The organism is Pseudomonas japonica, from assembly GCF_900188455.1.
Lineage (GTDB): Bacteria > Pseudomonadota > Gammaproteobacteria > Pseudomonadales > Pseudomonadaceae > Aquipseudomonas > Aquipseudomonas japonica.
Genome location: NZ_FZOL01000013.1, coordinates 145,221 through 157,495, shown reverse-complemented (window position 1 = coordinate 157,495; position 12,275 = coordinate 145,221). Strand labels below are relative to the sequence as shown.

Below are 12,275 nucleotides of genomic sequence, written 5' to 3'. Positions count from 1 at the left end.
GAACCCTTGGTCTGAGGCGGCAGCCTACTCATAGACTATTGCGTTGTAGTGAAAGTCACAGCACAGCGGACGAAGATGTACACTTGTGCACTGAAATTTTTCCGACAGACCTTTCTTAGGTCAGTTCCGGCCTCTAAGACTGCCGCAATTTAGCATTATTCGCCAGTCGCGACTGCCTGACCGGGCACCCAACGCTGCAGAATTTGCTGTAAATCAGTCCGTTTGAAGGGCTTGGTCAGATAATCGTTCATTCCGCTGGCCAGACAGCGCTCGCGGTCGCCCTGCAAGGCGTTGGCGGTCAGGGCGACGATCGGCAGATCACGGCACTGGGGCATCTGCCGGATGCGCCGGGTGGCCTCGTAGCCATCGACGATCGGCAGGCGGCAATCCATCAGCACCGCGGCGAAGCGCTGCCGGGCCACCAGGCTGATGGCCTGGGCGCCGTCGGCGGCGACACAGACCTCGAAGCCCAGGCTGCGTAGCATGGCCTGGATCACTGCCTGGTTGACCGGATTGTCTTCCACCAGCAGCACCGACTGGCCGCTGACATCGCCGCAGGCCTGGACGTTGTCCGGCAGCGCTTGCGCTCGGTCGGGCAGGCGCAGGGTCAGGGGCATTTCCAGGGTGAAGGTCGAGCCCGCGCCCTCGCGGCTTTCCGCGCGCAGGCTGCCGCCCATGCGCTCGGCCAGGTTGCGTGCGATCGACAGGCCCAGGCCGGTGCCGCCGTAACGCCGGGAAATCGAGCTGTCGGCCTGCTGGAAGGCGACGAACATGGTTTCCAGGCGGGCGTTGTCGATGCCGATGCCGGTGTCGCTTACCGCGCAGGTGAACCAGATCAGTTGGCGGTCCAGCACCTGCCAGCGTGGCAGCACCTGGACGCTGCCGTGCTCGGTGAACTTCAGCGCATTGCCGATCAGGTTGACCAGCACCTGGCGGATCCGTGTCGGATCGCCGCAGACCTGCAGTTGCTCCAGGCCCTCGGGCATTTCCAGGCGCAGGGCCAACTGGCGTTGCTGAGCGGTGTGGAGGAACGATTGCACGCAGTTGCCGATCAGTTCGGCGAGGTTGAAGTCGATCTGCTCCAGCTGCAGCGCGGTGCGCTCGATACGCGAGAAATCGAGAATGTCGTTGATGACCTTGAGCAGATGCCCGGTGGACTCGCTGGCCACCGTACTGTACTCGGCCTGTTCGTCGCTCAGTTCGGTGGTCTGCAGCAGTTGCAGCATGCCCAGCACGCCGTTCATCGGGGTGCGCAGTTCGTGACTCATCATCGCCAGGAAGTCCGACTTGGCCTTGTTCGCCTGTTCGGCCTCCTCGCGGGCCTGGATCATCTGCGCCATGGCCTGCTGTTGTTCGCGGGAGGCCTGGGCCAGGGCGCTGGCGAGGTTGTTGATGTGCCGCGCCAGGTGCCCCAGCTCGCTGTCGTCGACTTCCGGCAGCGGTGTGTCGAAATCGCCTTTCTGGATGGCCTTGACCGCGTGCCCCATGTCGCTGATCGGGGTCGACAGGCTGCGTGCCAGGCGCCGGGCGAGGAGGAAGGTGAACAGCAGCGCGAACAGGGCGAGGATCGCCGCCTTGATCACGATTTCCTGCTGGCGCTGGCTGAAGGCATCGTTGGACATGCCGACGATGACCCGTCCCAGGTAGTCGTCGGCGGCGATGTTCGACGGCTGCTCGGGGTTGTGCAGGAAGTCGCCATCGAGGCTGATGCGCTGCAGGCGGATCGGCGCCTGGAACACTTCCACCTGCTGCGCCCGGTTGACGTGCTCGTCGGGCTGCTCGACGTAGACCAGGATGTGGTTGGCGTTGTCCTGCACTTCCAGGAAGCGTACGTGGGGAATGGTCAGGGTGGCGCGCATCAGGCCTTCCAGCACTTCGTCGTTGCCGGAGATCACCCCGTACTCCGAGGCCGGCGCCAGCTGGTTGGCGATCAGTTGGCCGGTGTGGTTGAGCTCCTGACGCAGGTCCTGGATACGCACGAAGGTGAAGAAGCTGATCAGCAGCAAGGTCAGGACCAGGGCCGGGCCCAGGCTGATCATCTGCGTACGAGTGCTGATGTCCCAGGCTTTCATCGAATGGGTTCTCCTGCTGACACGGCCTGGCCGGCGGCACGCGGGTCGATCGGCTCGATGCCCAGGGCGCGGGCGACCTGCTGGTTGCCGGAAACGCTGAAATGTTCGGGGTAATGCGTGCGCGGCCATTGCTCCGGGGGCTGGTCGAGCAGGCGGTCGAGCACTGCCAGCCAGTCGTTCTGGTCGCTCAGGGTGCTGGCCAGGGCACCGGCGCGGACGAAGCCGACGTTCGGGCCGATCAGTGCCATCTGCCGGGCATAGGCGCTGAGCAGCAGGTTTTTCGCGGTCTTGGGGTTGTACAGCAGCGGATCGTCGAGGCCCAGGAGCACGTCGGTGTCCTTGAGCAGGGTCTGCAACGGCCGGTTGTCGCGCAGATCGGGCCAGGGCTCGGCGTCGATCTCCAGGCCCAGCGGGCGCGCCGCCTGGCGCAGTTCATCGAGAAGGAAGCGGCTCTGTTCGCCATACAGCACGCCGACCCGCCGGGCCTGCGGCAGCAGGTACTGGATCAGGCGCAATTGCCTGGCCAGCGGCGGGTCGCTCCACAGCAGGCTGAGGTAGGGCGGACGCAGCCCGCCAAGGCGTTGCTGGGCCTGGACGCGGCTGATGCGCAGTACCAGGGCCGGTGGCCCGGCCGGCTCGCGCAGGCGCCAGTCGAGGGCTTCGGGGTCGAGCAGGATCAGTCGGGTACCGGCCTGCAACTGGCTGGGGGGCGGCAATTGCGCCAGCGGCAGGAAGCGCACCTTGTCCTTCGGCCGGCGCTCGCTCAGGGCCTGAACGAAGTCGCGCACGCCGGTGCTGTCCTGGGCGCCGGTGAGGAGAATTTCCCCGCCGGCGAACGACACCAGGGGCCACAGCAGGACCAGCAGCAGGCAGCGCCGCCACAGGCGCATCAGAATTCCAGCTCCGCGCTGAGGTACAGCAGGTGGCGGCTGTCGTAGCGGTTGTCGATGTTGCTGGTGGGTTCGTCGTCGAGACGCTGCTGCAGGGTGCCGGCCAGTTCCAGGCTGCCGCCGGGCAGGGCGAAGCGCTTGGCCAGGCGCAGGTCGATGCGTTCGAAGCGGTACTGGTTCAGGGCATCGTCTCCGTAATAGAAGAGGGCGCTGGACCAGCCCCGTCCCCAGTCGCGCATCCAGCCGGCGGAACCGCTGTTGCGCGCGCTGAGGCGCTGGTCGGCGGGGTTGCTGGCCGAGGCGTCGACGTAAGCGTAGGTCAGGCGCAGGCGGTCGGCGGGACTCAGGCGCCAGTCCAGCTGCGCCTCGCTGCCGCTGAAACGGGCCTCGTTGCTGTTGCTGGCGATGTACTGGTTGTTGCGCAGCGGTTCGCTGATCATCCCGCTGATTTCGTCGTAGAACAGCTTGACGTCGACACTCAGGTCGAGATCGGCGAAGTAACCGTTGTAGCCCAGCTCCCGCGAGCGCATCCGTTCCTGGTCGAGATCGCCCGGACCGCGGGTCTTGACGAAGTACTCGGCGGTGCGCTGGCCGAACGCCGGCGGCGTCAGGTTGCTGACCCGATAGCTCCAGTTGACGTTGTTCTCGAACATGTCCGGCGAGCGCACCGCCTCGGAATACACCGCGCGCAGGCCGTGGCGCGGGGTGATCAGGTAGTTGACCGCCAGGCGCGGGGTCAGCGAGTCACCGGCCAGTTGCGAGTTCTCGTACATGGCGCCGCCCTGGACGATCCAGTGCTCGTCGACCCGCCATTCCAGCTGGCCGAACAGGCGCCAGGTCTGGTCGTCGAGGCTGCCGTCGAAGTAGGTCTCGGAGTCGGCGCGGTCGTAGCGGTAGTTGATCCCGCTGAGCAGGCGCAGGTTGTCGGCCAGGCTCAGGGTGTCCTGGATCTCCAGGTCGTAGCGGGTTTCCCGGGTGCTCTGGTCGACGTCGCCGCAGACCACGTTCCTGCCGCCGTTGTTCCACTGTTGGCCGACCTGGGTGGCCAGGGCCTGCAGCACCGGGTCGGCATTGGGCGGCGGGCGATTGGCGTTGCGCGCCACCTGTTCGGCGTAGTCCGGGTTCAGTTGCCAGAGCCGGGTCAGTTCCGGGCTGAAGGCCAGCTGGGCGTCGCAGGCACGCCAGACCTGCTGGCGATCCCAGTGCTGCGCCGAACCCTGGATGTACAGGCTGTGGCTCGGGTCGAAGTCGATGTTCCAGCGCACCGAGCCGGCGTAGTCCTTGGCCTTGACGTCGGCATTGTCGCCACGCTCGGTGACGTAGGGGAAAACCGGCTGGTAGGTGTAGGGCCGCTGGTTGCCGCCCTCCTTGGCCGACAGTTGCCAGTCGATGCTCTGGCTCGGGTCGAGGGTATGGCTGGCGCTGATGTTGAAGCGGGTCAGGCGGCGGCTGTCACGGTAGTCGTTGCCGAAGCGGTTTTCGTCGAAGCCGTCGTCCTGCATGCCGGACAGCGACAGGCGCAGGTCGCCGCCGTCCCAGCCCATGCCCTGGCTGGCGTAGAAATCGTCGATGCCGCGCTGGCCGCGGGTCACCTTGAGCCGCGTGCCATGGCTGTCGGCCGGGCTGCGGGTGAGGATGTTGACCACCGCCATCAGCGCGTTGGCGCCGTAGCTGACAGTATTCGGGCCGCGGAACACCTCGATGCGCTCGATGTCTTCCATGGCCAGGGGAATATCGCTCCAGTCCACCGTGGCCAGGCCGGCCCGGTAGACCGAGCGGCCGTCGATCAGCACCTGCATGCGCCGCGCGTCGTTGACGTTGCTGCCGTGGTAGTTGACCGTCGGCTGGTTGCCCGCGCCGTAGCCGATCATCATCCCCGGCACCAGGCGCAGCAGTTCGGGAATGTCGCGGGCACCGCTGGCCCTGATCAGCTCGGCGTCGAGCACGGTCATGCTCCCGGGCACCGCGGCCGGCGACTGTTTCAGGCGGGTGGCGGTCAATACCTCGGGCAGGGCCTGGCTGTCGACGAACAGATCGTCGGCCATGGCGGGGGCGCCGAGCAGGGCGGCAAGCAGCAAGTAGGGAGACGCGGGGCGCGGGCCTGGGTGCACGGGGCGGCCTTGATCGATGGGACAAGCGGGCAATGTTAACTGACCAGCCGGCATTTTCCAGTGATCTGGCGCTGGTCGCGGGGCTCCGTATAATGCCGGCTTCGCCACTCATTTATGGTTTTAACGGATTGGATATGACTGAACAGCAACCTGTTGCGGTTCTCGGAGGCGGGAGTTTCGGTACCGCCGTGGCGAACCTGCTGGCCGAAAACGGTGTCGGGGTACGCCAATGGATGCGCGACCCCGAGCAGGCCGAGGCCATGCGCACGACCCGGGAGAACCCGCGTTATCTCAAGGGCATCAAGGTCCATCCGGGGGTCGATCCGGTCAGCGATCTGCTGCCCGTGCTGCAGGGCAGCGCGCTGATCTTCGTCGCCTTGCCATCCAGTGCCCTGCGCAGCGTCCTGGCCCCGCATGCCGAACTGCTCGAAGGCAAGATGCTGGTCAGCCTGACCAAGGGCATCGAGGCGCAGACCTTCAAGCTGATGAGCCAGATTCTCGAAGACATCGCGCCCAAGGCGCGCATCGGTGTGCTCTCCGGGCCGAACCTGGCGCGGGAAATCGCCGAGCACGCGCTGACCGCCACGGTGGTCGCCAGCGAAGATGAAGCACTCTGCCAGCGCGTCCAGGCCGTGCTGCACGGGCGTACCTTCCGCGTCTACGCCAGCGCCGATCGCTTCGGTGTCGAGCTGGGCGGAGCGCTGAAGAACGTCTACGCCATCATCGCCGGCATGGCGGTGGCCCTGGGCATGGGCGAGAACACCAAGAGCATGCTGATCACCCGCGCACTTGCGGAAATGACCCGTTTCGCCGTGAGCCAGGGCGCCAACCCGATGACCTTCCTCGGCCTGGCCGGGGTCGGCGACCTGATCGTCACCTGTTCCTCGCCCAAGAGCCGCAACTACCAGGTCGGCTACGCCCTCGGCCAGGGCCTGAGCCTGGACGAGGCGGTCAATCGCCTCGGCGAGGTGGCCGAAGGGGTCAACACGCTCAAGGTACTCAAGGCCAAGGCCCAGCAGGTGCAGGTGTACATGCCGCTGGTGGCCGGGTTGCACGCGATCCTGTTCGAGGGCCGGACGCTCAACCAGGTCATCGAGCTGCTGATGCGCGGCGAGCCGAAGACCGACGTCGATTTCATTTCCACCAGTGGTTTCAATTGAGCGAAACAGGAGCACATTGATGAACGAATCCCCCAACCAGATGCAGCGTGAGTCGATCATCCTGCGGGTTCTCTGGATGCTGTTGTTCCTGCTGGTATGGCAGGTCGCCGTGACCCTGCTCGGCGCGCTGGTGCTGGTGCAGCTGGTCTACCGCCTGGTCTACGGCGCGCCCAACGCCAGCCTGATGAACTTCGGCGACAGCCTCAGCCAGTTCCTCGCCCAGATCGGCCGCTTCGGCAGCTTCCACACCGAACAGAAGCCCTGGCCGTTCGCCGACTGGCCGACGCCGCGCCCGGCCGACGGCGAAGCGCCGCACAGCGTGCCGCCCGCCGCGCACCCGGTGCGTGACGAGGAGCCGAAGCTGTGAAGGTCTGGGTGTTGCGTCACGGCGAGGCCGAGCCCCAGGCGCGCAGTGACGATCAGCGCAACCTGACCGCGCACGGGCGCAAGCAGGTCCTGCGCAGTGCCGCCCATCTGCTCGGCCAGCCGCTGGATGCGATCGTCGCCAGCCCCTATGTGCGAGCGCAGCAGACCGCCACGCTGGTCCACGATGCCCTCGGTTTCAGCGCGCCGCTGACGACCGTGTCCTGGCTGACCCCGGACAGCGATCCGGCGCGGGTGATCGCTGAACTCGACGCGCTGAACCTGGACAACGTCCTGCTGGTCAGCCACCAGCCGCTGGTCAGCAGCCTGCTCGGGCTGCTGGTCCACGGCAGTCGCCAGGCCGGCGAGCCGATGAGCACCGCCAGCCTCGCCGAGCTGCAGGGCGATGCGGCACTGGCCGGGTTGATGACCCTCGAAGCGCTGCACCACGCCTGAAGCGCTGGTGCTTCACTGGTAGCTGACGGTGAAGCTCAGCGCGCCCTTGGCACTGCCCGGCCTGACCTGCGGCGCGGTGCCGGTCTGGTAGTAGCGGGCGCTGAACGGCAGGACCGTATCGCCGGACGGCGCGATCACTTTCAGCGGCACATCCCGACCCAGCGGGACCGGGGTGATGCCGTCGGCCATGAGCATCTGGATGCCGAGGCCGGCGGCGGACGAGTCGCTGCTCAGGCTGAACACGCCGCGCTCGGCATCGACCGCCGTCGAACCCTGCACCCCATCGAGACGGATATGCGCGGTCGCCACGTTGTTTTCCGGGTTGTCCTGGCAATCGCTCAGGGTGATGTGGAACGGCACCGCGGTGGTGGTGACGTCGGGGGCGGTGAAGTGCGTGCGCTCCCAACTGCCCAGTTGCACCGGGTCGGCGCTCACCGGGTTGCTCGGCAGGCTGCACTGCGACTGGATGATCTGTCCTTCGAGGTGCCAGTCGAACACCCGCCCGACCATGCTCGCGGTTCCCACCAGCAACGGGCGGTTGTCGAAGTGATGGATGCCGGGAGGGATCGGTCCGGTCTTGATCAGGCTCAGGGTGATCTCGAAACGGGCGAAGAGCACGTACAGGCCGGTGTTGTGATCGATCAGGCCGGTGAAGGGCACCACCGGTTCGCCCACCGGTTTGAACTCGTTGGCCACGCCGCCGGTGAAGGGGAAGCCTACCCGCAGGTGCACGCCGACGCCGGGGATCGAGGTGTTCATCACCTTGCCGGTGAGGATCTCGCCATTGAGCGGAGGCAGCTCGCCGTCGAACATCGGGCCGTGGTTCATCATGTCGAAGCGCAGGATCTCGGTGCTGTGCCAGCGGTGGCAGAGCAGGATCGGGGTCTGCGCGCCGTGGCCTTCGCCGCGTCTTTCCTGGGCGATGATCGCGGTGCCGACCGGGGCGTCGCGGGGGACGTAGCGGGTGCCCAGTTTGCTGGAGTAGGTCGACGGGCCGTGGGGACGAAAGTCGTCCCACATACAGCCTTCCTCGGCCAGCGTCTGGGCAGAGAACCACAGGCCGGCCAGGGCCAGCAGATAACGGGTTGCCGGGATCATGATGTTCCTCGCATGTCGCCGCGCCGAAGGCATGGCGATGGGTGGGATGGCGGGTTCATTGACAGGTCAGCGACTGCAGGCGGTAGCCCTGGATCGACGCCATGCTGCGGGTGTCGATCGGCAGGCGGCACTGGCTGACCTCGCGGGCGCCCCAGCGGATGGTCAGCGCTTCGGTGTCGCGCGCGGTGCTGAGCATGACCTGGCCGGCCTGGGCGACGATGCCGAGAATCTCTCCATGCTCGTTGCTGACCTGGGCGCCGAACGGCAGTGGCTGCCGGTCGGCGCTGTGCAGGGTGAGGACCAGGCGATCGACGCTGCGCGCCTCGAAGCTGGCCTTGACTACCGCGCCACGGCGCGGCACCAACCGGGTCGCGCCGTTGGCGATTTCCACTTCCGGCCCGAGATGATCGGTGTCCAGCACGATCTGGTTGCTGCGGTACGGGCGCAGGTACGGCAGCAGCGCGTAGCCGCGGCCATCGGTGCGGACATTGCCGCTGTTGAGGACGCCGACATCCTTGACCCCCGGCACCTCCACCAGCGCCGTGGTCTCGCCCAGGTAGTGGCCCGGGGTGAGGCCACCGGCGTGCAGCAGCAGCGCGCCGTTGGCGTTGAGCGAGAGCGCGCGGTAGTCGTTGCCCTGGCTGTAGCCGGCGCCGAGGCTGGCGTGTGCGCTCTGGTAGCCGACGGCGAGGGCGGCGGAGCGGTTGCGATTCTGGTCGTCGCCCAGCGACAGCCGGTAGTTCAGGCTGTCGTCGTGCAACCGGCCATTGAGACTGGCCCGGCGACTGGCGCGGCCGCCGCTGCTGAACACATCGAAGGTGGCGCTGGCCGGACGTCGACCGAGGTCCAGTGGCAGGGTCACGCTCAGGCCCACCTGGCGGTCGCTGGTCGTGCGTCGTTCGCGCAGTGACTGCGAGGCGAACAGGTTGTAGCTGATGCCGCGGTGCTGGGTATTGAAATTGAACTGGAACTGGCGCTGCTGGTAGCTGCTGCGCCAGTAGTCCTGCTGCGACAGGCTCAGGTTCAGCGCGCTGTTGCCGCCGATGTTCTGATAGACCACGGCTTCCAGGCGGCTGCGCCGGCTGCCGCGAAAACCGCCGTCGTGGCTGCGCTGACGCAGGGCCTCGTCGAAGTCGCGGTAGCCTTCGGTGGAGTAGCGGTAACCGGCGAAACGCAGGTTGGTGCGGCTGGTGAACGACTTGCCGTACTTGAGGGCATAGCTCAGGCCGTTGACGCGCCCCGTCGCCAGGCTGTCGATGTCGGCGCTGGAGTGGGTCAGGTCCGCGGCCAGTGCGCCCCAGCCCCCCAGGTCGCGGGCCAGTCCGAGGTTGCCGGCGCGGTAGAAGTCGCTGGCCATCAGGCCACCGTAGAGTGTCGAGTCGAAGACCCCGCCCACGGCCAGGGTGCCCTGCCACAGCAGTGGATCGTCCAGTTGCCCGACCGCGTTGTAGCGACCCAGGGCAGCGCTGTAGCGCCAGACGCCGTCGCGCAGCAGATTGCCCAGGGTCGAATAGGGCTGGGTGAAGCGACGTACCTGGCCGTCGGCTTCGGTGAGGACGATTTCCAGCTCGCCGCTGCCGGCGCCGGTGCTCAGGTCGTCGATCTGGTAAGGCCCGGGGCTGACGTAGGTGCTGTAGATCGGGTAGCCGTTCTGGCGGATCTCCAGTTTCGCCCGGGTATAGGCCACGCCCCGCACGCTGGGGGCATAGCTCTGCTGCTGGTCGGACAGCATGCCCAGGTCCGAGGCGACCAGCAGGCCCTTGATCGGTACGCTGCGGAACATGTCGCCCTGGGTGAAGGTTTCGCCCAGGGTCAGATTGGCGTAGGTGCCGGGCAGGTCGCGCTGCACGTAGGTGAATGCCCGGGTCCACTCCCGTGCGCCCTGCTCGTTGCGCCGCAGCGCCTGGTTGCTGCGCAGGCGCCACGGTCCGAGGTTGACCCCGGCGTCGAGGTTGAGGTCCTGGTCGCTGGAATGGCCAGAGAAGCGGTTGTGCCCCTGATAGGCCGAGACCTGATAGTTGAGGAACGCGGCATTGATCCCGTCGCTCCAGTCCTGCGCGTGCGTGGCCAGGCTGGTATCGCGACGCAGGGCGATCTGCGGGACGGACAGCAGCACCTGCAGCTTGCCGGCATCGAACTCCACCTGGGCGCCGGGGATCGCCGCAGGCAGGTCGACGCAGTCCGCCAGCAGGTCGGCGGGGCGGGCCAGACGGTCGGCACGCAGGCCCAGGCTCTCCACCAGCGCCGGCGGCAGGCAGGGCTGCAGACCGTGGCCATGCGGATCGGCGCTGAACGCCAGGCGCTGCTGACCGAGGCTGTCCAGATTGACCAGCAGTTCCACCGGGTAGACCCCGGGTACCAGCGCACTGCTCATGGCCAGGTTGTCCAGGGCGATGCTGCCGGCCCGCGGGTCGTGGTGAATGGACTGATGCATGAAGCTCGACTCGAAGCCGACGAGGCCGGCGACGGGTTCCGCAGCGGCGGGCGTCAGGGCGAAACCGCCGCTGGCGGTCAGCAGCAGGAGGGAGGGATGGCGCGCGCGCAGGCGCCATCGCCATGGAAAGACAGGCATGGGCGGGATCCTGAGAGAGGTGGGGGGAGAGGCGTCAGTGCGCCAGGTGTACCGGCATGCTGAGCGGGTCGCTGTAGCCGCCGTAGTCGTTGATGGCGGCGAAGGTCACCTGGGCATCGCTGCCGACGTGCGCCGACTCCACGGCGAAACGCTGGCGCGACAGGGGTGTCGCCATCGGTGCTCCGCCGGGTTGGCTGAGGCGTTCGCCGCTGCGCAGTTCGAGGCGGCTGAAGGAGAAATGGAAGGGCGTCGGGTTATCCACCACCAGGTACGTCTTGTCGTCGGCGCGTTCGACCGACCAGCGCAGTTCGTGGAGGCGGCCCATGGGGTCGTTGCCCAGCTGGGTGGGCCGGTAGAACAGCTTGATGCGGGTGCGCAGGGCGATGTTCAGGACATTGCGTTGCTCGCCGCGGGACTGCGGGATTTCCTGGACGTTGAAGAAGAACAGCGACTCGCGATCGCTGGGCAGATCGCCGGGCAGTGCGTTGATCTGCACCCGCTGTTCCTTGCCGGGATCGATGCGGAACAGCGGCGGCGAGGCGATCAGCGGTACCGCGCTGGTGGTGTCGTCGGCCTCGGTATTGACCCAGGTCTGCACGGCGAAGGTGCTGTCGCTGGGGTTGTTGACCAGCACGGAGACGCTGCGCTTGTCGCTGTCGAACACCACGCGGGTGCTGGCCAGGCTCAGCGCTGCCTGGCTGGCGGGCAGCCAGGTGCTCAGTAAAAGCAGGACAGCCGCGTGCGACCGGCGCGAAGGACGGGGAAGGGCGAACATGGGGAGCTACCTGTGACGTTGGGCGGGACAGACCCCCGGGCGCTGTCGCGCCCGGGGGACGGCAGGGTCAGTTGACGCTGACGAGGAAGGCGACGTCGGCGTCGGCGGAACCGGCGGTGACCACGGCAGTGGATTTGTACACCGCGGTGAAGTGCAGGTCGCTGGCACCGGTGGCGTTCAGCGGGTACTGGGCGGAGGCCTCGCCGTTCTTCACCTGGTTGCCGGTGCGGTCCCGGATGGCCACGGCCACGCCCTTGGCGGTGCCGGCGCCGGGCTTGATGCCGAACAGCGACTGGTCGGCGCCGGCGCCACCCTGGATGCCGCCGAACTTGACCGTGGCGTAGTTGGGATCCTCGGCGCTGAGGCCGCATTCGCCCTTGACCCGCAGGGCGAAGCTGCGGCCGCCGGCCTCGCTGCCTACGGTGGGGAAATCACCGACCAGCGGTGCGCCCATCTGCACCAGGTTGCCGACGGCACCGCTGTCCGGGTTGACCACCTCCACCGAGCAGGTGCTGCCGTTGATCTGCCCGCTGAAGTTGATGGTGCCGGTGGTGGCGAAGGCCGAGGTACCGACGAGCAGAAGGGGTAAAGCGATTAAGAGCGTTTTCATGATCGAACCAAAATGTTGGCGCAGTGAATGCAATTCATGCGCGGGTTTCAGGGTAGGGATGTAACGGTTTGTAGGACTGCTCCGGTATTGACCGAGGCGTTGACCTACAGGGCAGGGAGTCTATTTGCGGGTTTTGGCGGGGTATGTAGGAAAAGACAATGCTTCGGG

General features: G+C 66.9%; 10 protein-coding genes. 3 read left to right on the top strand and 7 right to left on the bottom strand.

Annotated elements, in window-relative coordinates; translation table 11 throughout:
- Positions 1 to 155 precede the first annotated feature (155 nt).
- From CHB99_RS17090 to CHB99_RS17080, 3 genes are read right to left on the bottom strand one after another with little or no spacing between them, the layout of a single operon-like run.
- The gene (locus CHB99_RS17090; protein ID WP_042123400.1) at positions 156 to 2,072 is read right to left on the bottom strand and encodes a response regulator; all 1,917 of its coding nucleotides are present in this window, start codon (positions 2,070 to 2,072) and stop codon (positions 156 to 158) included.
- Positions 2,069 to 2,962, bottom strand: coding sequence for an ABC transporter substrate-binding protein (locus CHB99_RS17085; RefSeq protein ID WP_042123401.1), 894 nt, complete (start codon positions 2,960 to 2,962; stop codon positions 2,069 to 2,071). The genes CHB99_RS17090 and CHB99_RS17085 overlap by 4 nt, the downstream gene beginning before the upstream one ends.
- Positions 2,962 to 5,127 (bottom strand): TonB-dependent receptor plug domain-containing protein, encoded by a 2,166-nt coding sequence (locus CHB99_RS17080; protein ID WP_487379634.1) that lies wholly within the window; start codon positions 5,125 to 5,127, stop codon positions 2,962 to 2,964. Before CHB99_RS17080 ends, CHB99_RS17085 begins: the two co-directional genes overlap by 1 nt.
- Positions 5,128 to 5,207: 80 nt before the next feature.
- Between CHB99_RS17080 and CHB99_RS17075 the strand changes: the two genes are divergently transcribed.
- Genes CHB99_RS17075 through sixA form a run of 3 tightly spaced genes read left to right on the top strand, consistent with a single transcriptional unit; the run spans position 5,208 to position 7,052 of the window.
- Positions 5,208 to 6,233 (top strand): NAD(P)H-dependent glycerol-3-phosphate dehydrogenase, encoded by a 1,026-nt coding sequence (locus tag CHB99_RS17075; RefSeq protein ID WP_042123404.1) that lies wholly within the window; start codon positions 5,208 to 5,210, stop codon positions 6,231 to 6,233.
- Positions 6,234 to 6,252: 19 nt separating this feature from the next.
- The gene (locus CHB99_RS17070; protein WP_042123407.1) at positions 6,253 to 6,600 is read left to right on the top strand and encodes a DUF4389 domain-containing protein; all 348 of its coding nucleotides are present in this window, start codon (positions 6,253 to 6,255) and stop codon (positions 6,598 to 6,600) included.
- On the top strand, positions 6,597 to 7,052 hold the full coding sequence (sixA, locus tag CHB99_RS17065; protein ID WP_042123409.1) for a phosphohistidine phosphatase SixA: 456 nt from the start codon (positions 6,597 to 6,599) through the stop codon (positions 7,050 to 7,052). The genes CHB99_RS17070 and sixA overlap by 4 nt, the downstream gene beginning before the upstream one ends.
- Positions 7,053 to 7,064: 12 nt before the next feature.
- Here sixA and CHB99_RS17060 read toward each other — a convergent pair whose 3' ends face one another.
- The 4 genes from CHB99_RS17060 to CHB99_RS17045 form a co-directional block, all read right to left on the bottom strand.
- On the bottom strand, positions 7,065 to 8,150 hold the full coding sequence (locus tag CHB99_RS17060; protein WP_042123411.1) for a fimbrial protein: 1,086 nt from the start codon (positions 8,148 to 8,150) through the stop codon (positions 7,065 to 7,067).
- A 55-nt stretch (positions 8,151 to 8,205) separates the two neighbouring features.
- Complete coding sequence (locus CHB99_RS17055) at positions 8,206 to 10,722, bottom strand: fimbria/pilus outer membrane usher protein (protein WP_052419403.1); 2,517 nt, start codon at positions 10,720 to 10,722, stop codon at positions 8,206 to 8,208.
- Positions 10,723 to 10,756: 34 nt separating this feature from the next.
- Positions 10,757 to 11,497, bottom strand: coding sequence for a fimbrial biogenesis chaperone (locus tag CHB99_RS17050; protein ID WP_042123414.1), 741 nt, complete (start codon positions 11,495 to 11,497; stop codon positions 10,757 to 10,759).
- Positions 11,498 to 11,564: 67 nt separating this feature from the next.
- Complete coding sequence (locus CHB99_RS17045) at positions 11,565 to 12,107, bottom strand: fimbrial protein (protein WP_042123415.1); 543 nt, start codon at positions 12,105 to 12,107, stop codon at positions 11,565 to 11,567.
- Between the last annotated feature and the right edge of the window lie 168 nt (positions 12,108 to 12,275).